This window comes from Bacillus sp. SM2101, assembly GCF_018588585.1.
Lineage (GTDB): Bacteria > Bacillota > Bacilli > Bacillales > SM2101 > Nanhaiella > Nanhaiella sioensis.
Genome location: NZ_JAEUFG010000004.1, coordinates 116,758 through 140,143 on the forward strand (window position 1 = coordinate 116,758; position 23,386 = coordinate 140,143).

Here is a 23,386-nt window from a genome sequence, read left to right on the forward strand (position 1 = left end):
TGTATACAACTTGCCTTTCGGGGTAATCTATATTCTTCAAAGCACATGTTAATCCCATAACCTTTAACTAGTTCTTATGATTCAAAATACAGTTTACAAAATGAGCTTATATAAAAACCTCATTTATATAACCATTCCAATTTCTTTAATGATCCTTGCTGGTTTACGTGAGACAAGTAATCATATACTTCTTTAAGAAAATGCTCATACTGCTTTGTTGTTTGTAAGATGTTATCTAAAGCTTTTATATTCCTTTCTGCATTTTCTTGTTTATTATTACGATAATATTCTTCAATACAATCGAAATAATGTATCGGAAATAGTAAACGAGCAAACAATATTCTAATAAAAAAAGGAGATAGTTGCTTGGAGCGTCCATAATGATAAATAAATTGAGGAATTGTTCGGTTGTCAAACTTACCAGCTCTAAAATATTGGTGTCGCAACCACTCAGCAATATCTCTTGACGGATGATCAAAAACCCAATCTGTAGGAAACCTTACAAGCTGTTGATGTGACCATGTATTTTCTGTAAACCGTTGATGACAAACTGTTGCAGAATCTACTGGTTGTGGTTGTTCATCTAATTCTGTATCAACAAGAAATTGAATAGCGTTTTCTGTTATTCCTAAGTAGTATGGAAATGAGCATAGAAATTTTTCATCGAAAGCATTTAGATTTTCTGCTCTTACTTTTCTCCCCCAGAATATTTCCATTTGATCAAGCCTTTTTTCCCATAAGTATTTCCACTGTCCAATCCTAGCAGTTCTCGTTACTGAATATGGAAACCCACGACCTATATGATGGAATTTGGCAAGTTCCTTTGCTATATGTACATGTTTTTTGTACGTAAAATTTTTATATTGTAACAAAGCATACCTTTGGTCATTAATAAGGGCAAACAATAATTTACTCTTAGCAGGTACGAACGTTGAAGTGAATTGGTCTCCTTTTTGAACAAAATACTTACTAAACTGATCAAGTTCCATTATTTCTTCATCTTCAAGATGATCAACACGGACTGCAACATAGGATGTACGGTTATTTCTAAGTGAAAGGAAACTACCTGGATTTGAAAAGCTCTCATTCACAGATATTCCAAAAAATTCATCTATTTGCTCTTTGTTCATTTTATTCTCCTTTCTTCACCATAATAAAGGCAATCTCATAATGGCTTAACTTAGCTAATTTACTTATATGTATGCTGCTAATTACTTGAATAATCTACAATGCTCCTTTATGATATAGAAAACAATCTGGCAAAATTTTTCACATTCTTAACAATGAACTAGTAAAATATAAGAAAAGTGAGAGCTAGAGCCATCGATGAAAACTTCCATAAAACATGAAGGTTTCTGTTCGTAAGATATGTATCTCATAGGTAATGTTAAAAAACAACTACATTCCATATGAGACGCTTAAATGTAAGGAAAAAACACTTAGGAATCAGGTGACTACAATGGAAATTGAAAGAAGCAACCAAATCGAAGCGAGCGCTAGAGAGCTATTAATTCAAAGAGGTGTTACAATCGATGATATTGCTGACCTTGTATATTTTTTACAAGTGAAATATCATCCAGATTTAACGAAGGAAGTATGTAAAGATAATATTGAACGTGTTTTATCTAAACGTGAAGTACAAAATGCTATATTGACAGGAATTCAATTAGACATTCTTGCAGAAAAAGGCTTACTAGAAGAACCACTTCTTTCAACAATTACTGAAGATGAAGGGTTATATGGGGTTGACGAAATACTCGCCTTATCAATTGTCAATGTATATGGTTCAATCGGGTTTACTAACTATGGATATATTGACAAAGAAAAACCTGGCATACTTAAAGATTTAAATGATAAATCCTCAGGGAAATGTCATACATTTTTAGACGATATCGTAGGAGCGATTGCAGCAGCTGCCTCAAGTCGACTTGCCCACAGATTCGCAAACACAGAGTAAGAAGAAAAGCGGAAGTGCCTTGAACATCCCCGACAAGCACTGGAGCCATTTCACATGAAGGCGCTTTTTGCCTTCGGGTGAAATGGTGAAGTGACTCGAGGGGATAGGCACAGGAGCTGGACAAGAAGAAAAGCGGAAGTGCCTTGAACATCCCCGACAAGCACTGGAGCCATTTCACATGAAGGCGCTTTTTGCCTTCGGGTGAAATGGTGAAGTGACTCGAGGGGATAGGCACAGGAGCTGGACAAGAAGAAAAGCGGAAGTGCCTTGAACATCCCCGACAAGCACTGGAGCCATTTCACATGAAGGCGCTTTTTGCCTTCGGGTAAAATGGTGAAGTGACTCGAGGGGATAGGCACAGGAGCTGGACAAGAAAAAAAGCGGAAGGTGCCCGCTTATCGACGACAAGCATAAGCCAATTCGGCATGAAGGTTGCTTTTTAACCATCTTGACGGATTGGCTTATGACCTCGAGACGATGGCACCTGTAGCTAGACATGTAGAAAAGCGAATGTGCCTTGAACATCCCAAACAAGCACTGGAGCCATTTCACATAAGGTGCTTTTTGCCTTCGGGTGTATGCTTGCAATGACCTCGAGAGGCTAGGATGCAAACTTGAAATACCTTGCAACGTTAAAGGTTTATGTAAGAAAAAAAACTGTTAAAACGCTTAGAATTGAATGCACGTCAAATTGTTAAACAGTATCTAACAATTTGACGTGCAGTTTTTATGTGCTAAATATATTTTATTACGATGTTAATTAAACATTTTGTTGCGAATTAAACTTCTTAATGAAAGATGATGCGGTTTTTCCAACATATTAAATAAGTTCCATCCATTCTTCTAAAGTATTGATGACGTGTGTTGGCTGCTGCTTATACCCTTTTAATAATTCCTTAGTCGTCACACCTGTATGAACTAATAACGTATCCATACCAGCATTCATACCTGCTAGAATATCTGTATCGTAATTATCTCCAACCATCACAGTATTTTCTTTAGCCACACCAAGTACTTTAAGGGCTTGGTCTACAATTATTTTTTCTGGTTTACCTATAAAGATTGGATCAACTTGAGTTGAAACAGTAATAACAGATGTTAGTGAACCGTTACCTGGTAATAACCCTCTCTCTGTTGGGATTGCAATATCACCATTTGTTGAAATAAAAGTTGCTCCATCTCTTACAGCAAGACAACCTAATGCAAGTTTCTCATAATTAATACTTCGATCAATCCCTACTACAACAAAATCAGGTTTGTTATCCTTTAATTCAATTCCTTGATCAGTTAATGCTGTTTGAATACCTTCCTCCCCTATTACGTATGCACTGGCATGCTCTTTTTGTTCTGATATGTAGTTAGCAGTTGCCATACTAGTCGTAAAAACCTGCTCTTCTGTAGACGGTATATCAAAATCTCTAAGCTTTTGTGCTACTTGTGCTGGTGTTCGAGAAGAATTATTCGTTACAAATAAATAGGGGATATTATTCTTGTATAATTTTTTCACAAAATCACTCGCTGCATCAATTTTATCTTTTCCCCTATACATGGTTCCATCTAAATCAATTAAATAGCCTTCATATTTCTTTGACATGTTACACTCTCCTAAATAGTCATTGTGCTTTCTTATCTTATCAAAAAAAACACTTTCTATAAAAAATAGAAAGCGTTTACTTTATTTTTTTCTATTTACTGATGGCTTTTTTACTTCGTAACGACAATAATCATCGCCTTTTGCTAAACAAGAGCATGCAGTCACATCAGTTTTAAGTACATCTTTAAATAGTTGTAATTCACAAGCACATGCTTGTTCATAGTGCTCAGCAACTTCGGAAATTGGACAATTAAATTCGTTAATGTAAAATACGTCATCGTCTTTTTGTTCAATTTCTGCCATATATCCATTTTCATTTTGTATAGAAGCAAGTTCTTTAATTTTTTCCTCAAATGTTTTATTCTTCAATCGATCGTCATATCTTTTCGTCAATCGGTCTAATCTATTTTGGAAAAGTTGATGAATCATTTCTTGTCCGCCCATTTTATGAATATCTTCCAGGAACTCTAAGGTAACTGATTTATAATTACGAGGAAATAGTTCTTCACCTTTAGCTGATAATTGATAGACATGTATAGGTCTTCCAATTGCTTGACGTACAAGTGTAGATTGTATATATAAATCTCTTTCTAATGTATTTAAGTGTCTTCTAACAGCCATTTCTGTTATTCCAAGCTCATTAGCAAGTTCAATAACAGTCAGACGCTTTTTGAATTTAAGCAGCCTTAAAATTTCATCACGAGTTGAAGAGGATTTATTTTGCATGTACTTTCACCATCCTCTTCTTATTGTATACGATTTTACATGTTATAACAATTAATACGTTGCAAACAGCAGGCTACCATAGCATGCTATCGTTCACTTCTAAATGCTGATACTGGACCTAATTCATTAGCTAAATAGTTTAGAACAGACGACGAAAATGTTTTAATACAGGCTATGTTTTTCTGTACTTCAGCTATTAATTGTTTATGGTTTATATGTAAATAATCATGGACAACCATTTTACGGTAACGAATTATATTTTTAAGTGCCTCACCATCATCATTTGAAACGACCTTTTCATCAATTAATATATCTATTATATCTTCATAACTTCCTGGATCTCGCATAATGAATCCATCAATGATTAAATTTCCTACATCTAGCACCGACTCAATCATAATATGTACTATTCGTTCCAATGCTAATTGTTCAATTTGTCCATTGAATGTTTGTTTACTTTCAAATAATTGCACATGATTATCTAAAAAGACTAATGTTACTTCTATTTTTTGTCTATCAACAAAATACATATGAGTCTCCTTTCAACTTACAAACTTGCACTTACCCTTATTCTACCACATCATAAGGTCCGATATTGTTGCTGCTCCCCTCCTAAATGTTCAGATACTCATAAGAAAGTTGCGTGGTTGATTCATACGATATAATATACTAATAGTAAGGAGGGAGTACATATGAGTGAACGTTTCTTTTTATATGATGAAACTGCACAAACAACGACAAGATTTGTGAGCTTCATGGGAGAGCATCAACGTTTTGATTTGGCAATTATTAAATCAGATAAATATTACGGTAAGCACCTTGTCTTAAACTTACTAAGTAATAAATTTGCTATTATAGGTCAAGACGATTTGGATGAACCTGGGTTTCTTGAGGGGGCTTATCAGCTTAGTGAAGAAGACGCACATGAATTGCGCTCATTTTTAGAAGAGATTGTATAATTCAGTCTGTTCACTGGGAATAATACCAATAGATCTAACTTTAAGCTGTTGGTATTATTCCAAAAAGTAGGTGTAGCCATCATGAATAATAATAAGAATGAATCTTACTCAGATTTTAATAATGTTGAAGCAATGAAAAATTATATAGTTCCAGAACAACTCCCTGAAGGCCCTTATGGCTCACCTCGGGGACAAGAAGAGCAAGTTGAGAATAAAAGCTCCTCATGGGAGCCAAATCAACGATATTATAGTGCTTTTAACTATGAGGTTAAATCACTACATCATGATATTCCTCGCAAATTTCCTGGTGCACACCCTCCACATGACAAATAAAGTGCTCATGTGTTATGACAAACCCTTGTCGTAAACTTTGTTTTCTATTTTTACAAATCACAAAGCTAGGTCTTTTAAACAAGGGTCTTTCAAACTTTGTGCTTTTTTACTTACTTTAAGCAACTGATGTGTACGATATGATTTTTATAGCCTTTAAAGGTAAAAGGTGCTAAACATGATTAGCCCTTATGACGAAAAGCAACAATTAATGGGAAAACAGCCGTAACAAAACAAAAGATATGGCTTAAGGCTAGTTATATGTTGGCCTCTAATACGTCATGACAATAGTATTGATACTAGCTTACTTTTTTTTATTCTTCACTTTTCGCAAGACAAAATACGCACAGCCAAAATTACAATATTCAAATAAATACTCTGAGATTGAACTAATCTTTGTATCAAATGTTGCTTTTTGATTTTGATCTTCAAAAAAGCCTCGTAACCTTAATTGATTATAGCCCCAATCCCCTACTATGTAGTCATACTTATTTAAAATATCTGAATATCTTGCTCGGAAATCCTCTTCTTTAAACCCATCTTTTATATTTTCAACTAATTCAAAACAATGGTTATTAATACAAATCATTAAATATACCTCCTACAGAAAAAGAAGTTCTTACCTTATTTTTACCATAAAAATTATAGAATTACCATTCGATTACTCTTATAAAACTGTTTCAATTGCACAATGTTAGTATATGAGGAGGTGTTTGAATTGAACAAAACGATGATACTGCTAGTCAGCATATCGAGTGCTTTTTATTTAACAGCTTGTGCAACCAATGCAGGAGAAAAACAAGCACTTTATGAAAGAAACGGTACAACAGTTAATGTTACAGATCGCAACGATTTATATAATGAAACAAACTTGAGAAACGATAGAGAGCCTACTCGTTATGGATATGTGAGACATCAGAAAAACCCTATACCTGGAAAAGATACATCATATGATCAGATGGCTAAATTAGACAAAGAACAAGCAGCTGACGTAATTGGAAAGTTATGCACTCAGCTACCGAACGTTTCAGATGTAGCCACACTCGTCACTGATGAAGAAGTATTAATCGCTTATGAAACTGAATCAGATGATAGAGACTTGATTGCCGAGCAAGTAAAGAGAACTGCAACATCAGTTGTTCCAGGCTACTACGATATTATTGTTGCAGATAATCTAGAAATAAGCAAAGAAATTGAAAGGTATGGAGCCTTGGATGCATCTAATAGTAGTATCGATAAATCACTTAGAGAAACCATTAAGAAAATGTTGACATATCCTCAAGGAACAGACTTTAATTCAAACAAATTGAAAGATCAAGACATGATGTCAAAATAAAGTTCATTATACACTAAAGTCCAGCATTGTAGCTGGACTTCTCATTTAGAAAATATTTATGCTTCCTGCGCTTTCTTTGCAGCTGCACTAACTTGTTCATCGGCATGATATGAAGAGCGAACAAGCGGACCAGACTCACAATGACTAAAGCCTTTACTTAACGCAATTTCTTTAAATTCAGCAAATTCATCAGGGTGATAATATTTCACAACAGGTAAATGACTCTTAGAAGGTTGTAAATATTGCCCAATTGTAAGAATATCAACTTGATTTTCTCGTAAATCATCCATAGCCTCTATAAGATCTTCCTTCGTTTCACCTAAGCCAATCATAATACTTGACTTAGTTGGAATATCTGGCTGCATTTCTTTCGCTCTTCTTAAAAATTCTAAAGAACGCTCATATTTTGCTCTAGCCCTTACTCGATCCGATAATCGCTTAACTGTTTCAATGTTATGATTTAATATATCGGGACGTGCATCCATTAATGTTTTCAAATTATCATATTTTCCTCCCATATCGGAAGGGAGCACCTCTATAGATGTAAGTGGGCTTTTCCTTCTAATAGCCCGAACAGTTTCTGCAAACACTTCACTTCCACCATCTTTTAAATCATCACGTGCAACAGCTGTAACGACCACATGCTTTAAATTCATTAACTGGACAGAATCAGCAACACGTTCAGGCTCTTGCCAGTCAAGCTCTGTAGGCAAGCCTGTTTTTACTGCACAAAAACGACACGCTCTCGTACATATATCTCCTAAAATCATAAATGTCGCCGTTCTTCGCTCAGCCCAACATTCGTGTATATTTGGGCACTTCGCTTCTTCACATACAGTATGTAGCTTCTTTTCTCGCATCATTTTTTTAAGGCCTGTATAATTTTCGTTCGTATTTAATTTTATTTTCAGCCATTCCGGTTTACGTTTATATTCCTGTTTGTTAGCCAATTTTATCAACTCCAATTTATAGCTCTATCCTCTTAATTATATATCCAAACAATGTGTGTATCCAAATTTCAAGCTTTTTGCATTGATTATTGCTTTTTGCACAAAGATACATATCCCACTAGTTCATGACATCTTATCAAATTTCATCAAGCTGTAGTTTACAAATGGGCAACAAAGTAAACTAAAAAGCCCCATCCAATGTTATTTCTTCTGTCACTTTACCACATTTCTCAAGAAACGAACAAGAAAAAAGAATTACCAAGAATTTCTACTCGATTTTTATTATTAAAATACTACTTAGCTACAAACTAACATTAAGTAGCTAAGAGAGGGATCAAAGGAGCTTCACCAACAGAATTAACATGAGAAGGCTTAGCTTTAAGCGCTCAAGTTTGTGCGGTAATGGATATGAGTGATATAGCGAACAAACTCAAATTTTTTCCTCACTTTTTCAACACCTTTAATAGAAGGGAGAAATGAATTTCGTGCAACGTATTTCTATGGTATTATTAATCATTTTTGCAATCCTTTTTACTGAAACGTATGTCGTTCATGCTGAGGAAAAAAATGTACAACAAACTTACAATGAACGAATGGGACTATACAAGAAATTTGAAGCAGTCACACAAATCCCGTGGTATTATTTAGCAGCTGTTGATCAATATGAACGTAATGTACGACGAATTAGGAGGGACATTCCTGATGACGAAGGAATTATAGGTGTTTATATTAATTCAGATATGTGGACAGGTCCCTTAAATCCAAACAAAGCTGATCAAGATCTCTATTCCATTCAATTATTTGGCGGCATAGGAATGGACGGTGATGGTGATGGTTTAGCTGATCAGCAAAACGGGGAAGATGTTCTATATACCTTTACTCAACACTTTTTAGCTAGTGGAACAGACCATGAAAGTATTAAAATTGCATTGTGGGATTATTATAAACGTGATATATCTGTTGATGTAATATTAAGTCATGCCAAATTGTATCAAACATATGGGAACCTAGATCTTACTCAACACGCATTTCCTGTATCTTTAAATAGTAATTACAGTTATAGAAGTACTTGGGGATACGCTAGGAGTTGGGGAGGCAGACGAAGCCACGAAGGAACTGATATTTTTGCTAATTATGGAACACCTGTACGCTCTACATGTTATGGAGTTGTTGAAATCAAGGGGTGGAATAGGCTAGGTGGCTGGAGGATAGGGATCCGTGACATTTCTAACACGTATCATTACTACGCACATTTAAATGGTTTTGCAGATAATATTAAGGTTGGTCAAGTTGTAGAACCAGGTCAGGTCATCGGCTCTGTCGGTAGCACTGGTTATGGACCACCAGGAACTGCTGGAAAATTCCCTCCTCATTTGCATTATGGAATGTATAAAGACAATGGAAACATCGAATGGTCATTTGATCCATATCCACATTTAAAAGCATGGGAACGACAAGAACGAAATAAGTAATAAAACTAAGCAGATTGCTAAGAGAAGATTAGGAGACCTATCAACTGAAAGCGCTTTTTTTCTTCTAACTTCAGACCAAAATGCAGAGCTAGACAAACAGTGTTCACGTCTGTCTTAGTAAGCTGATAGCATAGGTGCAATAGGTTTGCGGAACGACTAAAAAAAGCATCGACAATTACATTGTCGATGCTTTTTATTAGTTATTTTTTCTTCGCTTTTATAACAGCATTTGTTACACTTGCTGCTAAACCTCCCCAAATGATAAGAATACCTAGGACCATCATTACGATTGCACTACCATCCATTACCCAGATACCTCCTTATCTTTTTTCACTTGTAAAGCTTTACTATCCCATTTTTTAAATGTGAATATGACACCAATAAGCATTGCACCTATCGCAACTGTCCAACCCCAATTAAAAATGAATTCTCTTGGATAGTCTCCATATTCTGATATCAGGTTCGTCTTTAAGTTCTCAAACATCATATATCCTAATACGACTGGAGTAATAACTCCTAAACAAACTTTCCACCATAGACCTAGCTTGATATCTGAAATGGCATTTGCATGATTTTGAAGATTTTTCAAATCTCTTGCAATCCAAGCGACTAATATAACTTCAAACAATCCTGCTAATGCTACACCGAAGTTATTAATGAATGCATCTGCTACATCAAGGAAATTCAATCCACCTTGTGTTGCAAAAACCAATGAGATAACCGCTGAAAGACCTCCAGCAAAAAATACAGCAGCTGTTCTCGACAATTTAAACTTATCTTGTACAGCAGCAATGTACGTCTCAGTAATTGATATTAATGATGATAATCCTGCAAGTACTAATGATCCGAAGAACAATACTCCGAACACTTCGTTCAATGCTGGGAACGAGTTAATTATTTCAGGGAATACCATAAAGGCTAAGCCAACTCCACCACTAACTACTTCATCAACAGAAGCACCTTGAGCTGTAGCCAAAAACCCTAATACACTAAATACTCCAATACCAGCTAATAATTCAAATGATGAGTTACTGAACCCTGTAATAAATGCGTTGTTTGTAATATCCGATTTTTTCGGAAGGTAACTAGAATAAGTAATCATGATCGCGAACGCAATAGATAAACTGAAGAAAATTTGTCCGTATGCTGCGACCCAAACTGTACCATCGGAAAGAGCACTCCAATCAGGCTTAAAGAACGCGTTAAGACCTGTAATTGCTCCATCAAGAGTAACTGCACGGATAACGATAATTAAAAATAATACTACGAGTGCTGGAATGAAAATTTTATTCGCAATCTCAATACCTTTTTTAACTCCCGCAAATAATACCCCTAATGTTACAACCCAGACGATAATTAAAGGAATAAGGACTCCTGGAACAAGACTTCCAAAGCTTCCTGCGTCTGTAACTTGTAGATAATCACCTACTAAAAAGTCAACTGGTTTATCCCCCCAGCCTAGGTTAAAGGCAAATACAGTATAGCTCATTGCCCAGGCAATGATAACAGAATAATACGTTGAAATGACAAAGGCTATTGCAACCTGCCACCAACCAAGCCATTCTGAGCCTTTACTTACTTTTGCATATGATAGAGGGGCTGAGCCACGATATTTATGGCCGATTGTAAATTCCATAACAAGAAGTGGAATACCGGCAGTTATTAATGCGAATAAGTACGGTAAAAAGAATGCTCCTCCTCCATTTTCATACGCTGTTGCTGGGAAGCGCCAAATATTACCTAGGCCGATTGCTGAACCTACTGCTGCTAAAATAAACCCAGCACGCGTTCCCCACTGTGGACGATTATCCATATTTGCATTACCTCCTTTTAATATTTTACCTCTCCGTATCTAGTAAATAAGAATGATATCTACTCGACTAAATTTAAACGGAAAGTTTTATATATTCTGATTATTTAATATAATCTATTCATAGTATAGCTAGTTCTAATGACATTTGTCAAAACATTATTTGTTTTTTTACAAAAAAGATATTTCAAAATAATGGATAAAAACAAAGCATTGGTAGAGTATGCTCAAATACTATTATTCATAAGCTTTTTAAGGTAATTTTAGTTGTAAAAAGAAAGGATCAGCTCTTAAAACTCATTATTTTGTATAATATATTAGAGTACCTAACCCTTATACATTCAATGAGTGCTTAAGCTGATCCTTTTGGCTCACTTGCAATTCTATTTATTATTGTATGCGGCATTTACAGCCTGAGAACTACTACTTTGTTTCTGCTTGGCAAAAATAAATATACCAACTAACATTAAGAGTACAACAGTTAACCCTATTAACGTACTATTCGTAAATCCTAATACTAAATATCCAATCGAAGCTACTACTGCTGCAATGATAGCATATGGAAGCTGCGTTAAAACATGATCAATATGATGACTTCCAGCTCCTGTTGAAGATAAAATCGTCGTATCTGAAATCGGTGAACAATGGTCTCCAAATACTGAGCCAGCTAAGACAGCAGACATAGCTGGAAGTAATATTGTTATATCTACTGTAGCCGCAATTTGTCCAGCAATTGGAAGCATTAACCCGAACGTTCCCCATGATGTACCAGTAGAAAACGCCATAATACCAGCAAGCAGAAACATAATAACTGGTATCATACCAATATTTAAGTTCGAACTTTCCACAAGTCCCGCTAAATATACACCTGTTTCTAATTGGCCAATTAAATCAACAATCATCCATGCTAATAATAAGATCCAAATTGCAGGAAGCATTGATTTAATCCCTTCAACAATACCTTTCGGAATTAATTCAAAAGATATTTTTTGAGAAATCGTAGCCTGTCTTATAAACATAATTAAAGTAACTAACAGACCGAATAAACCACCATATAACAATGAACCCGTTACATCTGTATTTTCAAATATAGCTAGTGCAGTAACAGCAGTTCCCTCAGCAACATTTGCCCAACCTGTCCAAATCATCGCTACGACTACACCTACAATTAAAGCTAAAATAGGAAGTACTAAATCCCAAACTGAGCCTTTGTCACTCACAGGTAAATTTTCTTTCAATTCACCAGGTACTTCTTTTTTGTCTGGGTCAACAACATTCCCAGAATCAACAGCTCTTTGCTCATGCGTTTTCATAGCACCTAAATTAACATTATAAATGCTAACTATAAACACCATTGCTATCGCTGAGATAACGTAAAAATTCATCGGAATCATTTGTACAAATGCAGCAAACGGTGTTATATCTGCAACACTATGTGCCGCTAGGATCGTACCAATTATACCGATAATGTATGCTCCCCAACTTGATACAGGAGATACTACACATATCGGCGCCGAAGTCGAATCGATCAAATAAGCTAGCTTTGCTCGAGAGATGCGATGACGATCTGTAAGGGGTCTGCTCACTTGTCCTACTGCCAAGCTGTTGAAATAATCATCAATAAATATAATAATCCCTAAAAATGCAGTAACTAGATGTGCCCCTACTCTAGTTTTTACACGTTTTAATGCCCACTCTCCGAAAGCTCTACTACCACCTGAAATAGAAATAAATGCAGTAATTAATCCTAATAATAGTAAAAAGAAAATAATATACACATTCCAAGTATTAAGAGCTCCGTCTGATACAAAGATTGCTGAAAAACTACCCCACATTGACTTACCAGCTTCGGTAATAGAGAATTCATGAAGAAGTAGAGCAGCAGACAAAATCCCTACCCCTAGTGAAAGTAAAACTCTTCTCGTGACAATAACCATAAGGATTGCCAACAGTGGTGGAATTAGCGAATAAATTGTTCCACTCATTTAAATAACCTCCTAAAAAAAAATTTTTTTGGAGGGCTACTAATTTAAATAAAATGAAACAAGCACAAAAAGAGTAATGATAGAAAATAACCTATCATTACTCTTTGTAATGTTATGTTATCCTCCATCACGATCAGTAGCCCTCCATTATGAAATATGCAACGATGCTTTCCATAATGACAGTGTTACCCTTATTCAAGGTAACCCCAGCAAAAATATTTTCGACAAATTATTTTCACTTCGGCAAAAAATCCTTTCAGCTATGATCATCGTTGTCATCCTTACATAGCCTAATCATACTTTTTGCGTCCTCTACCTCATCGATCAGATAAGGTTAATTATTCAGTTTGAAATTATTATATCAATAAAATGTAGTTAAAACAAGCTTAATTCATAGGAATTTCAATAGAAGGTTGAGTATCGCCACCGCCATTATAAAAATCAGGTACTTTACCTTGAAAGACTTTACTATCTAATATGACATCTGTTTTTACTGGAACTGTTTCAGTAGCAAACGGGATGACAACCTGCACATTTACCTCTAATTCTACTTTCACAATTAGTAACACATTATTAATCCCCCATGGCTCCATTTCATATATTACATTGGGCTTCACACTACCAACCATATAAAAAAGAACTGGTATGGACGGTCCTAAATTACCTAACAAGGCATTATTAGTTGCTTGCCCTAGTGGTATATTAAAGATAACACCGTTACCCTCTTCATCACCTTCTGTTTCGATATCTACATCTGGTACCTCTAGTTCATTTACCTTGCCTTTCCGTACTTTCGCAAGGTTTTGTTGAACCCTATTTGTTATTTGTGCTGATATACTATTAATAACGCCAGTATTGATGTTAGTAATATAAATATAGCCATCCTCATCTGTAGTTACATTATTAGTTAGTCCTTCAGTCTCCATTCCTTCTTTGATCTGCTTATTTACTGCATTATTTATGACTAATGTAGCAATTCGTTCTGATTCTTTCTCAGCCACATCCATCAATGTCGGTGTTATTCCCTTATTAATAATCCATAAACCAGTAGCAGTAGAAAAGATAAAAAAGACAAACGTTAATAAAAAAACATACCGAAAGGGTAGCGGCCCTTTTTTTCGAAAACGGCGGTTGTATAGTGACAAAACAAGATCCCCCCTTACAAGCTATATGTATGCAGACAAGGGGGATTTAACGCTAGAATTTTGGTATTAATTTCTCCTTATTACTTGTAAATGTTCGCATTTCACAATCAACGATAACAATGTGCAACTCTTTACTTAAATTAATATCATACGGATAAGTGAGAATTTGCCCTTTTTCTTCTAGTATACGAATAATTGGACGATCACTACTATTTGGGTTTTGTTTTGCCACAATACCTTTTCGACCATCACTTAAAACAACACCTAAACCATCTGGGTAAATCGCTACAGCTTTGCGGAAAGCTTCTACAATATTTTTTTCAAATTGAGTTCCAGATCCAGCATATAAAATCTCCAATCCTTCATGGGGAAGCATAGCCTTTCGATATACACGATTAGATGCTACTGCATCAAAAACATCAGCGACAGCGATGAGTCGTGCAAGGTAGTGAATTTCATTTCCTTTTATGCCCCTTGGATATCCAGATCCATCTAGCCTTTCATGATGTTGATATGCGCAGTGAGCTGCTACCAAAGGTATTGTATCAATCTTGCGAAGTGCATCAAATCCATATTCCGTATGCTTCTTCAATTCTTCAAATTCTTCATATGTTAACTTACCTGGCTTAAGTAATATATTCTTAGGTACCATTAATTTCCCAATATCATGAAATAATGCACCAATACCAATTGTCTCTAACTCTTTATTTGTTAAATTCAATTCTAGACCAATCGCTAGCGAATACATTGTTACATTTAACGAGTGGTTAAAAATATAGTGTTCATACGAAAAAATGTCTGCTAAAAGTGTGAATAAATTTCTATTTGACTTTAATTCTTGAAGTAATTGATTAACAATTTTTTTGAAACGTTGTGAAGCTTCATAAAATGCTGGTGATTTCAAAAATTGTTTTGGATTTTTAACCTCTAAAAATGTATGTTCAATTTCTTTTATGGCTTCCTTCCGTAAATCGATAGAAATTGCTTGTTTTGGGTTAATATCATTTGTTCGGTTATCATTTATGTATACAAAAGTTATACCTAACTGTTTTAATCGTTGAATCATTCGGTTAGTTAACTCAATATCATTATTTATCAAGGTTTGTCCAAAATCATTGTATATAGGCTTAGCTAATTTCGTGCCTTGATGTATTGAATCTACTGATACTAGTCTCATAAAATACTCCTCACAATTATAGTGATGGCTACTCAAGATTCTATGTAAAAGTATACACTATTTTAAACGTTAACATTGTCTCCTCCTCCCAAAAACTGAATCATTAGACAAATTTTACTTAAAAAATAGTCTGCTAAACATCTAGTTTACCAGACTACTCCATCTTTAAAAGCGCTTCTTTTCCTTTCATGCCACTTACAATGCCTAGCTTTTCTGCTCCGAGTGTTACCGATTCTAAAGGTGCTTCTAGTAATTGTTCAATTGTCCTTACCCCGACTGCTCTTCCAGCTATGATTCCTCTTTCTTTCAGCTTTTCATTAAGCAAGGCTACATCAAGCGCACCACACATTATATACCCTTTATCATTCGTTACTGCCATGAAATTCGTCTTAGGAAGCTTTACAGTAATGGCAGTAAATTGTTGATTTTCAATTATGATTGGTGTCATTGTTATCATTGCGAAAACTCCCCCTCTCCTCCTTGTATCACTCCATGAAAAGGAAAAAACAACGGTATTAATGTTTTTATAATCAGCATAACCTTGTTACAAACTGAAATTAAGTCATTATACGCTATTAGAACGTCATTAACCTCTTAAAACTAAACTAGCCACCACGAAATAACAGTTAACAGTTACATGCTGGAGGATTAGCAAGCATTCTTACTGTGCCTTCATATGAACCTCTTACTTGGTTACATGTAGGTTGTATAGAATTTGGCATTATATTCACACACATATCGTTAGGAGCACCAGAAACACATGAATTCACAAAACTAGCCTGTTCACCTTCAATTTCAAGCGCACATACATTCTTTGCTATAATCGACTTTTTCTGCCCGGGTAATACCCTAATTTCTTTTACTACATCACCAGTAGGTGATAATAATCTTGCCCTAATAGTACAATTTTCTATTTGATTTGCATTTGAAGCTGGCATTGTTGGATCACAATATATCGAATCATTTTGAATATTAATACACCAATCACCTGCACACGTTGAACACTCGTATTGTTCTATTACTGGCATCAATGAAGATGGGTCTATACAATCTTGAACGATACAACCGTTTATTTCACATAAACAACAATCCTCGATACTAATATTACAATCACCTTTCGCGGTCTTACCACAACAGCTGGAAGTGCTTATATGTTTAACCATACTGAAATATCACTCCTAATATCTTGTATTATGCTACATGGTATGATATTTCTCTTAATCATGTTTACGCTAATGCCTACCTCTCAAGAAAAAGGCTCAGACTTTCTCTAAATCAAATAAACTAGTTCATATTGTGTATTGGTTTCTTCCCCTTTGCACAATGTTGTTTTCGCTTCTATTGTTGTTTATCGTACTAAGTAATTAAACACGTATTTAAATTTATGTCGTGGCATCTTTTCTTTTTATATAAACGTAGATATTCTTACGAAACCTCTTATAGCTGTAAATTTTGTAATGATTGCACAACTTAGTTTTCGAAAAGTGCCTTACGATAAACTCTTTTCGCTTCTTTATGTTGTTTATCGTACTGAGTAGCGTACATACACGTACTTAAATATATGTCGTGGCATCTCTTCTTTTTATATAACGTAGATATTCTCACGACACCTCTTGTAGCTGTGATTTTGTAATGATTGCACAGCCTAGTTTTCGAAAAGAGCCTTACGATAAGCTCTTTTCGCTTCTTTATGTTGTTTATCGTACTGAGTAGCGTACATACACGTACTTAAATATATGTCGTGGCATCTCTTCTTTTTATATAACGTAGATATTCTCACGAAACCTCTTGTAGCTGTGATTTTGTAATGATGTACTACTTAGTTTTCGAAAAGTGCCTTAAGATAAGCTGCTTTCGTAGATTTTGTTTTTTATCGTACTAAGTAATAAACACGTACACAATTACAAGTCGTAGCATCTTTTTTTATTCAAAATTATGGAAACTGTAAATGATGACTACTACTAACTTTTCTTATTTTTGCAGCATTGAAGTTAGTTTTCAAAAAAGAAGCCTTGCATTTAGCAATTTGTAAATATTATTTTGTGAATGAAACGGTACAAGCATGAATATGAATAGAAGCATAACGACTGATATAAGAGGAGGAATATGAATGAAGAAGGGGATATTTTTGCTGTTCGGCATATTGTTTTTCGTGAGTGGATGTAGCCAAGCTGCTTCATACGACCTTTGTGGTTATGGATCTATGTTTTCGTTAGATGGAGATGGCTTTTTACTTGTCGAACCATCAGCAACAGTCTCGTATACAATTAATGAAAAAGTAGGTGCAATTGAGAAACAAATCGAGGAAGAGTACCACCCTGTTAATCACTTAGTCTCCAACCATTTAGAAGAAGGAACAGTCATTTATTCTGTCATGGAAGACCCCACTCTTATGATTGCAAAAATCAATAATGATGAGTATGCCTTATTCGAAAAAATTGATGAATGAATAGGGATAGGGAACATTACCCATGAAAGTAAAAATGACCTTCATGGGTAATGTTGATGGTGCTAGTCTATTTCACCATCCTGGAGGCTACGTTATCTGTATATATGAATGTTGAACTCATCTTCTAAAATAAATCCAGCTGTTTTGATGATAAACCATTATATTGTATCTCTAACATTGAAATTAACTGCTTGGCGTTGTCAGCTGCATCTCCCCCAGAATTATTATTAAACAACACATATATATTTTCAGAATTCTTCTTCAGTTGATGTAGATTTTTTATCCACTGCTCCAGCTCTACATCATTATATCGGTATAAATATCTAATTTCTCTCCAGTTACTAGAACTAGGTTTATTCCAGCCATGGACATTACGGCCATGAAAACGGACGAGTGTTTTTTGCTCATTTGTTGTATTAAGGATCGTTGGAATTGAACCTTCTCCTGCTTGGGGTTCGTCACATATACTATGTATCCAACCTTCTTGAATCATAAACTGTATCGTTTTATGTCGGTAATGATCAATAAACCATGATTGATGCCTAAATTCAAGGGCACACGGAATCTCCTGCATTCTTTCACGACAGTAACGTAAATAATCAACATGCTCCTTTTTACAATCAAACCAAGGCGGAAATTGAAATAGCACCATACCGAGTTTTTTTCTTTCTATTAAAGGTATCAGCGATTCTCTAAAGTCATTAAACATCTCTTCTATGTTATTAAATGGTACTTTCCCTCGTAAATGCCTAGTCATCCCTTGATATGCTTTAACAATAAATTGAAAGGAATTCGGTGTTTCATTTGCCCACTTCTCCATATTTTGTAGTGGTTGAATGGCATAAAAGGACGCATCTAGCTCTACGATTGGAAAATGAGCACTATAATGATGTAGCTTATCACGTGAGGAAGCCTTGTTTGGATATAAACTATCGTGATCACCCCAGCCTGTAAGACCGATGTAAATCATAATAACCTCCTATAAAATATAACGATGAACAACGCAAATTAAGAAAAGAACCCACAATATAAGTGAGTTCTTTAACGATTATAAATTATCCGATTGAACCTTCCATTTCAAATTTGATCAGTCGGTTCATTTCAACAGCGTATTCCATTGGGAGCTCCTTAGTAAATGGTTCGATAAAGCCCATTACGATCATTTCTGTTGCTTCTTGCTCAGAAATACCACGACTCATTAAATAGAATAACTGTTCCTCAGACACTTTTGAAACCTTCGCTTCGTGCTCTAACGATATATTATCATTTAAAATCTCGTTATATGGAATTGTATCTGAAGTAGATTTATTATCCATAATTAACGTATCACATTCGATGTTAGATCTTGACCCTTCTGCTTTACGACCAAAATGAACAATTCCACGATAAGTTACTTTTCCACCTTGCTTTGAGATCGATTTCGATACAATTGTTGACGATGTGTTAGGTGCAAGATGAATCATTTTCGCTCCAGCATCTTGATGCTGTCCTTTACCAGCGATCGCAATCGACAATGTCATCCCTCTTGCGCCTGCACCTTTCAAAATAACAGCTGGGTATTTCATTGTTAGCTTCGAACCGATGTTACCATCAATCCATTCCATCGTAGCATTTTCTTCACATACCGCACGCTTTGTTACGAGATTAAAGACATTATTTGCCCAGTTCTGAATCGTCGTATAACGACAATACGCGTCTTTCTTAATAATAATTTCTACGACAGCACTGTGTAATGAATTTGTTGTATAAACTGGTGCCGTACAACCTTCTACATAATGAACGTGTGCACCTTCATCAACAATGATAAGTGTACGTTCAAACTGTCCCATATTTTCAGAATTGATTCTGAAATATGCTTGTAAAGGTGTATCTACCTTAACTCCAGGTGGAACATAAATAAACGATCCGCCTGACCATACTGCAGAGTTTAATGCAGCGAATTTATTATCAGTTGGTGGAATGACTTTCCCCCAATGCTCTCTGAAGATATCTTCATTTTCTTTTAGAGCAGAATCAGTGTCTTTGAACACAATTCCAAGATCTTCAAGGTCTTCCTTCATATTGTGATAAACGACTTCAGATTCATACTGCGCAGATACTCCAGCTAAATATTTTTGTTCTGCTTCAGGAATACCTAGTTTATCAAAAGTTGTTTTAATTTCGTCTGGAACTTCATCCCATGATTTCTCGGATTTTTCTGATGGCTTCACATAATATGTGATGTCATCAAAATTCAAGCTCGCTAAATCTCCACCCCATTGTGGCATCGCTTGATTATAAAAATGCTCTAGCGACTTCAAACGAAAGTCGAGCATCCATTGTGGCTCTTCCTTCATGCGAGAAATTTCTTCAACAATCTCTTTAGTTAAACCTCGTTTTGAACGGAAAATCGACACATCTTTATCCGCAAAACCGTATTTATAATCCCCTATTTCAGGCATTTTTTTTGCCATTGATCGCAGCCTCCTTTAACTAAATGTTCATCAGATGAGAAAGTTGGACATTTTCACGTCCTCTCAGTTACTCTTTCCCTTGTAAACCTTTTTCCATAGCCTTCCATGCAAGTGTTGCACATTTTATTCTCGCTGGAAATTTTGAAACTCCTTGTAAAGCTTCAATATCACCTAAATCGATATCATCGTCATACTCTTTGCCCTGCATCATATCTGAGAAGATTTTTGAAAGTTCCATTGCCTTTGAAATTGGCTGGCCTTTTATCGCTTGTGTCATCATGGACGCAGATGACATTGAAATTGAACAGCCATCCCCTTCAAATTTTGCATCAACAACTTTTCCATCTTCTACTTTCATCGTTAAATGAATCCGATCACCACATGTTGGATTATTCATATCCACCGTTACGCTATCTTCTTCAATAGCACCTCGATTACGTGGTTTTTTGTAATGATCCATAATCACTTGACGGTATAGCTGGTCAAGATTGGCATTAAAAGACATTGCTAAAGTACTCCTTTGTTTTAATTAATGAAGAAACAAAACGATCTACATCCTCTTCATTATTATATATATAGAAGCTAGCACGTGCAGTAGCCGAAACATTTAACCATTTCATTAATGGCTGAGCACAATGGTGTCCAGCCCTTACTGCAATTCCATCAGCATCTAATACCGTTGCTACATCATGTGGATGTACGTCATCAACATTAAACGTAACTAACCCAGCTCGTTTGCTTGGCCCATATACAGTACATCCATCGACCTCCGATAGTCTGTGTAAAGCATATTGAGCTAATGTATGTTCATGTGCTTCAATCTTATCTAGTCCAATTTCTTCAAGAAAATCAATCGCTGCTCCAAAACCAATCGCACCTGCAATAATCGGTGTTCCACCTTCAAACTTCCAAGGTAGCTCTTTCCATGTCGATTCATATAAGTCAACGAAATCAATCATTTCTCCACCGAACTCAAATGGTTCCATATGTTCAAGTATATGTTTTTTTCCGTATAATACTCCTACTCCTGTCGGTCCGCACATTTTATGAGCAGAAAAGGCGTAGAAGTCACAATCTAAGTCTTGGACATCTACTTTCATATGCGGAGTACTTTGGGCTCCGTCAACAACCATAACAGCACCGTGCTTATGAGCAATCTTCGTAATTTCTTTAATAGGGTTAATTGTACCTAACACGTTGGAAACGTATACCATCGATACAATCTTCGTGTTATCCGTTATTGTGTTTTCTACATCCTCTAAGGAGATTGTGCCGTCTTCCTGTAACGGTAAGTATTTCAAAGTCGCTCCAGTTGCTTTTGCAAGCTGTTGCCAAGGAATAATATTACTATGGTGCTCCATGTAGGTAATGACAATTTCATCACCTTCTGCAAGGTTGGCACGGCCATAACTAGCTGCAACTGTATTAAGTGCAGTAGTTGTACCGCGTGTAAAAATAACTTCCTCAGTGCTTCTTGCATTAATAAATTTTCGAACCTTTTCTCGCGCGCCTTCATAGCCATCTGTAGCCTTTGTACCTAAAGTATGAACACCACGGTGTACGTTAGAATTGTACTGGCGGTAATATTGATCAAGTGCTTCAATAACAGATGTTGGTTTCTGTGAAGTCGCTGCGCTGTCCAGATAAACTAAGCTGTTTCCATTAACCTCTTGGTTTAGAATCGGGAACATATCACGAATATCTTGGATATTCATTATTTTACTTTCCTTTCGATAACCTCAACTAACTGTTCTTTAACCGAATCAATTGGAAGCTCGTTAACAACAGGTGCTAAAAAGCCATGAATAACGAGACGTTCCGCTTCTTCCTTCGGCAACCCACGACTCATTAAATAATATAGTTGAATTGGATCAACTCGACCAACAGATGCAGCGTGTCCAGCTGTTACATCATCTTCATCAATTAATAGAATCGGGTTTGCATCTCCGCGTGCTTTTTCACTAAGCATAAGAACGCGTGATTCTTGTTCTGCATTAGATTTTGAAGCCCCATGCTCAATCTTTCCAATGCCATTAAAGATAGAGGAAGCTGCCTCTTTCATAACACCATGCTTTAAAATATAACCTTCAGAATGCTTCCCATGGTGCACTACACTCGTTGTGAAATTTTGAGTCTGCTCACCGCGGCCAACAACCACAGTTTTAGTATCTCCGTAAGATCCATCACCAATAAGATGGGTAATATTTTCCGATACCGTATCTCCGTCATTCATTAGGCCTAATGCCCACTCAATTTTCGCATCTCGACCAGCTACTCCACGGCGATTTACGTAAGTCGTAACACCTTGTGCCAGATTATCAACGGCACCGTACGTTACTTTGGCATTAGTGTTTGCAAACACTTCCGTAATAATGTTAACAACTCCGTCATTAACCTCCGTAGTAGAAATATAGTTCTCTACATAAGTGACCGAGCTATTATCTTCAGCAACTATAATCACATGGTTCATTAATGTAGCGTCTGCATCATCGTGTACATATACAGCCTGTATCGGTGTATCAACCTCTACATTTTTCGGAACGTAAACGAATACTCCTCCGTTCATTAAAGCTCCATGTAATGCTGTTAGTCGGTGCTCATCAATCTTTACTCCATCGTTCATATAATACTTCTGTAAAAGATCACTATGTTCACGTGCTGCAGTTTGGATATCAGCTAATATAACACCCTTCGCTGTTAAATCTTGTGGTAGCGTTAAAAATGCAGCTGTATTATTACGTTGAATATATAGGCTTTTATCATCTTTTTCACTTTCAATGAGTGCCTTCACCTCACTTGAAAGTTCGTCTAACGATGTATATTTTTCGCTATTTACTAGATGGTTCTTAAAATTAGCAAAATTCCATTTATCTATTTTAGTTTTATCAGGTTTTGGCAGAGGTAACTCTTCATATTTCGCAAGAGCTTGTAAGCGGAGATCTAGTAACCATTCAGGTTCACCTAGTTCTTTTGACAAGCCTCTAATATAATCCTGATCGAATACATGTTTCGTATCAATTGTTGACATGTCCATCCTCCTAAC

Annotated in this window: 24 protein-coding genes and 1 riboswitch; of the genes, 6 read left to right on the forward strand and 18 right to left on the reverse strand. The window is 35.8% G+C overall.

Features of this window, described 5'->3' with window-relative positions; all coding sequences use genetic code 11:
- Positions 1–119: 119 nt before the first annotated feature.
- Positions 120–1,130 (reverse strand): spore coat putative kinase YutH, encoded by a 1,011-nt coding sequence (gene yutH, locus JM172_RS05300; RefSeq protein WP_214481056.1) that lies wholly within the window; start codon positions 1,128–1,130, stop codon positions 120–122.
- 329 nt (positions 1,131–1,459) lie between these two features.
- Here yutH and JM172_RS05305 point away from each other — a divergent pair, with 329 nt between their 5' ends.
- Positions 1,460–1,957: a phosphatidylglycerophosphatase A family protein gene (locus JM172_RS05305; RefSeq protein ID WP_214481057.1), complete on the forward strand. Its 498-nt coding sequence runs from the start codon at positions 1,460–1,462 to the stop codon at positions 1,955–1,957.
- 820 nt (positions 1,958–2,777) lie between these two features.
- Here JM172_RS05305 and JM172_RS05310 read toward each other — a convergent pair.
- From JM172_RS05310 to JM172_RS05320, 3 genes are all read right to left on the reverse strand, one after another.
- Positions 2,778–3,551, reverse strand: a complete 774-nt coding sequence (locus JM172_RS05310; RefSeq protein ID WP_214481058.1) for a TIGR01457 family HAD-type hydrolase — start codon at positions 3,549–3,551, stop codon at positions 2,778–2,780.
- An 81-nt stretch (positions 3,552–3,632) separates the two neighbouring features.
- Positions 3,633–4,277 (reverse strand): helix-turn-helix transcriptional regulator, encoded by a 645-nt coding sequence (locus JM172_RS05315; RefSeq protein WP_214481059.1) that lies wholly within the window; start codon positions 4,275–4,277, stop codon positions 3,633–3,635.
- Between the two features lie 86 nt (positions 4,278–4,363).
- A complete protein-coding gene (locus JM172_RS05320; protein ID WP_214481060.1) occupies positions 4,364–4,807 on the reverse strand; it encodes a DUF86 domain-containing protein in 444 nt (147 codons plus the stop codon).
- Positions 4,808–4,969: 162 nt separating this feature from the next.
- Here JM172_RS05320 and JM172_RS05325 point away from each other — a divergent pair, with 162 nt between their 5' ends.
- Positions 4,970–5,236, forward strand: a complete 267-nt coding sequence (locus JM172_RS05325; protein ID WP_214481061.1) for a DUF3055 domain-containing protein — start codon at positions 4,970–4,972, stop codon at positions 5,234–5,236.
- 81 nt (positions 5,237–5,317) lie between these two features.
- The gene (locus JM172_RS05330) at positions 5,318–5,569 is read left to right on the forward strand and encodes a cytosolic protein (protein WP_214481062.1); all 252 of its coding nucleotides are present in this window, start codon (positions 5,318–5,320) and stop codon (positions 5,567–5,569) included.
- Between the two features lie 301 nt (positions 5,570–5,870).
- Here the strand turns inward: JM172_RS05330 and JM172_RS05335 are convergent, their stop codons facing one another.
- On the reverse strand, positions 5,871–6,155 hold the full coding sequence (locus JM172_RS05335) for a YutD family protein (RefSeq protein WP_214481063.1): 285 nt from the start codon (positions 6,153–6,155) through the stop codon (positions 5,871–5,873).
- A 129-nt stretch (positions 6,156–6,284) separates the two neighbouring features.
- On the opposite strand from JM172_RS05335, the gene JM172_RS05340 reads away from it, so the two are divergent.
- Complete coding sequence (locus JM172_RS05340) at positions 6,285–6,902, forward strand: YhcN/YlaJ family sporulation lipoprotein (protein ID WP_214481064.1); 618 nt, start codon at positions 6,285–6,287, stop codon at positions 6,900–6,902.
- Between the two features lie 56 nt (positions 6,903–6,958).
- On the opposite strand, the gene lipA is transcribed toward JM172_RS05340, so the two are convergent.
- Positions 6,959–7,852 carry a lipoyl synthase gene (gene lipA, locus JM172_RS05345; RefSeq protein ID WP_214481065.1) on the reverse strand — a complete coding sequence of 298 codons (894 nt, stop codon included), beginning with the start codon at positions 7,850–7,852 and terminating at the stop codon, positions 6,959–6,961.
- 476 nt (positions 7,853–8,328) lie between these two features.
- Between lipA and JM172_RS05350 the strand changes: the two genes are divergently transcribed.
- The gene (locus JM172_RS05350) at positions 8,329–9,324 is read left to right on the forward strand and encodes a M23 family metallopeptidase (protein WP_250886522.1); all 996 of its coding nucleotides are present in this window, start codon (positions 8,329–8,331) and stop codon (positions 9,322–9,324) included.
- Positions 9,325–9,524: 200 nt separating this feature from the next.
- Here JM172_RS05350 and JM172_RS05355 read toward each other — a convergent pair whose 3' ends face one another.
- From JM172_RS05355 to JM172_RS05385, 7 genes are all read right to left on the reverse strand, one after another.
- A complete protein-coding gene (locus JM172_RS05355; RefSeq protein WP_214481066.1) occupies positions 9,525–9,629 on the reverse strand; it encodes a methionine/alanine import family NSS transporter small subunit in 105 nt (34 codons plus the stop codon).
- On the reverse strand, positions 9,629–11,137 hold the full coding sequence (locus JM172_RS05360) for a sodium-dependent transporter (protein ID WP_214481067.1): 1,509 nt from the start codon (positions 11,135–11,137) through the stop codon (positions 9,629–9,631). Before JM172_RS05360 ends, JM172_RS05355 begins: the two co-directional genes overlap by 1 nt.
- Positions 11,138–11,517: 380 nt before the next feature.
- Positions 11,518–13,119, reverse strand: coding sequence for a Na+/H+ antiporter NhaC family protein (locus tag JM172_RS05365; RefSeq protein WP_214481068.1), 1,602 nt, complete (start codon positions 13,117–13,119; stop codon positions 11,518–11,520).
- A 129-nt stretch (positions 13,120–13,248) separates the two neighbouring features.
- A riboswitch (Lysine riboswitch) is annotated at positions 13,249–13,442 on the reverse strand.
- Between the two features lie 63 nt (positions 13,443–13,505).
- A complete protein-coding gene (gene yunB, locus JM172_RS05370; protein ID WP_214481069.1) occupies positions 13,506–14,264 on the reverse strand; it encodes a sporulation protein YunB in 759 nt (252 codons plus the stop codon).
- A 52-nt stretch (positions 14,265–14,316) separates the two neighbouring features.
- A complete protein-coding gene (locus JM172_RS05375; protein ID WP_214481070.1) occupies positions 14,317–15,441 on the reverse strand; it encodes an HD-GYP domain-containing protein in 1,125 nt (374 codons plus the stop codon).
- A 154-nt stretch (positions 15,442–15,595) separates the two neighbouring features.
- Positions 15,596–15,898 (reverse strand): YunC family protein, encoded by a 303-nt coding sequence (locus JM172_RS05380; protein WP_214481071.1) that lies wholly within the window; start codon positions 15,896–15,898, stop codon positions 15,596–15,598.
- A 169-nt stretch (positions 15,899–16,067) separates the two neighbouring features.
- On the reverse strand, positions 16,068–16,604 hold the full coding sequence (locus JM172_RS05385) for a hypothetical protein (protein WP_214481072.1): 537 nt from the start codon (positions 16,602–16,604) through the stop codon (positions 16,068–16,070).
- A 947-nt stretch (positions 16,605–17,551) separates the two neighbouring features.
- On the opposite strand from JM172_RS05385, the gene JM172_RS05390 reads away from it, so the two are divergent.
- Positions 17,552–17,890: a hypothetical protein gene (locus JM172_RS05390; RefSeq protein WP_214481073.1), complete on the forward strand. Its 339-nt coding sequence runs from the start codon at positions 17,552–17,554 to the stop codon at positions 17,888–17,890.
- A gap of 124 nt (positions 17,891–18,014) precedes the next feature.
- Here the strand turns inward: JM172_RS05390 and JM172_RS05395 are convergent, their stop codons facing one another.
- From JM172_RS05395 to sufD, 5 genes are all read right to left on the reverse strand, one after another.
- Complete coding sequence (locus tag JM172_RS05395) at positions 18,015–18,860, reverse strand: DUF72 domain-containing protein (RefSeq protein WP_214481074.1); 846 nt, start codon at positions 18,858–18,860, stop codon at positions 18,015–18,017.
- 85 nt (positions 18,861–18,945) lie between these two features.
- Positions 18,946–20,343: a Fe-S cluster assembly protein SufB gene (sufB, locus tag JM172_RS05400; protein WP_214481075.1), complete on the reverse strand. Its 1,398-nt coding sequence runs from the start codon at positions 20,341–20,343 to the stop codon at positions 18,946–18,948.
- A 67-nt stretch (positions 20,344–20,410) separates the two neighbouring features.
- Positions 20,411–20,848, reverse strand: coding sequence for a Fe-S cluster assembly sulfur transfer protein SufU (sufU, locus tag JM172_RS05405; RefSeq protein ID WP_214481076.1), 438 nt, complete (start codon positions 20,846–20,848; stop codon positions 20,411–20,413).
- Positions 20,838–22,058 carry a cysteine desulfurase gene (locus JM172_RS05410; protein ID WP_214481077.1) on the reverse strand — a complete coding sequence of 407 codons (1,221 nt, stop codon included), beginning with the start codon at positions 22,056–22,058 and terminating at the stop codon, positions 20,838–20,840. Before JM172_RS05410 ends, sufU begins: the two co-directional genes overlap by 11 nt.
- The gene (gene sufD / locus JM172_RS05415) at positions 22,058–23,371 is read right to left on the reverse strand and encodes a Fe-S cluster assembly protein SufD (protein WP_214481078.1); all 1,314 of its coding nucleotides are present in this window, start codon (positions 23,369–23,371) and stop codon (positions 22,058–22,060) included. Before sufD ends, JM172_RS05410 begins: the two co-directional genes overlap by 1 nt.
- Between the last annotated feature and the right edge of the window lie 15 nt (positions 23,372–23,386).

Coding starts and splice junctions, on each gene's coding strand:
- JM172_RS05410 (WP_214481077.1), bottom strand. CDS start 22,058: ATGAATATCCAAGATATTCGTGATATGTTCCCGATTCTAAACCAAGAG.
- JM172_RS05385 (WP_214481072.1), bottom strand. CDS start 16,604: ATGGTTAAACATATAAGCACTTCCAGCTGTTGTGGTAAGACCGCGAAA.
- JM172_RS05375 (WP_214481070.1), bottom strand. CDS start 15,441: ATGAGACTAGTATCAGTAGATTCAATACATCAAGGCACGAAATTAGCT.
- JM172_RS05355 (WP_214481066.1), bottom strand. CDS start 9,629: ATGGATGGTAGTGCAATCGTAATGATGGTCCTAGGTATTCTTATCATT.
- JM172_RS05330 (WP_214481062.1), top strand. CDS start 5,318: ATGAATAATAATAAGAATGAATCTTACTCAGATTTTAATAATGTTGAA.
- JM172_RS05305 (WP_214481057.1), top strand. CDS start 1,460: ATGGAAATTGAAAGAAGCAACCAAATCGAAGCGAGCGCTAGAGAGCTA.
- JM172_RS05315 (WP_214481059.1), bottom strand. CDS start 4,277: ATGCAAAATAAATCCTCTTCAACTCGTGATGAAATTTTAAGGCTGCTT.
- JM172_RS05320 (WP_214481060.1), bottom strand. CDS start 4,807: ATGTATTTTGTTGATAGACAAAAAATAGAAGTAACATTAGTCTTTTTA.
- sufB (WP_214481075.1), bottom strand. CDS start 20,343: ATGGCAAAAAAAATGCCTGAAATAGGGGATTATAAATACGGTTTTGCG.
- JM172_RS05310 (WP_214481058.1), bottom strand. CDS start 3,551: ATGTCAAAGAAATATGAAGGCTATTTAATTGATTTAGATGGAACCATG.
- yutH (WP_214481056.1), bottom strand. CDS start 1,130: ATGAACAAAGAGCAAATAGATGAATTTTTTGGAATATCTGTGAATGAG.
- JM172_RS05325 (WP_214481061.1), top strand. CDS start 4,970: ATGAGTGAACGTTTCTTTTTATATGATGAAACTGCACAAACAACGACA.
- JM172_RS05350 (WP_250886522.1), top strand. CDS start 8,329: ATGAATTTCGTGCAACGTATTTCTATGGTATTATTAATCATTTTTGCA.
- sufU (WP_214481076.1), bottom strand. CDS start 20,848: ATGTCTTTTAATGCCAATCTTGACCAGCTATACCGTCAAGTGATTATG.
- JM172_RS05380 (WP_214481071.1), bottom strand. CDS start 15,898: ATGATAACAATGACACCAATCATAATTGAAAATCAACAATTTACTGCC.
- sufD (WP_214481078.1), bottom strand. CDS start 23,371: ATGTCAACAATTGATACGAAACATGTATTCGATCAGGATTATATTAGA.
- JM172_RS05365 (WP_214481068.1), bottom strand. CDS start 13,119: ATGAGTGGAACAATTTATTCGCTAATTCCACCACTGTTGGCAATCCTT.
- JM172_RS05360 (WP_214481067.1), bottom strand. CDS start 11,137: ATGGATAATCGTCCACAGTGGGGAACGCGTGCTGGGTTTATTTTAGCA.
- JM172_RS05390 (WP_214481073.1), top strand. CDS start 17,552: ATGAAGAAGGGGATATTTTTGCTGTTCGGCATATTGTTTTTCGTGAGT.
- JM172_RS05395 (WP_214481074.1), bottom strand. CDS start 18,860: ATGATTTACATCGGTCTTACAGGCTGGGGTGATCACGATAGTTTATAT.
- JM172_RS05335 (WP_214481063.1), bottom strand. CDS start 6,155: ATGATTTGTATTAATAACCATTGTTTTGAATTAGTTGAAAATATAAAA.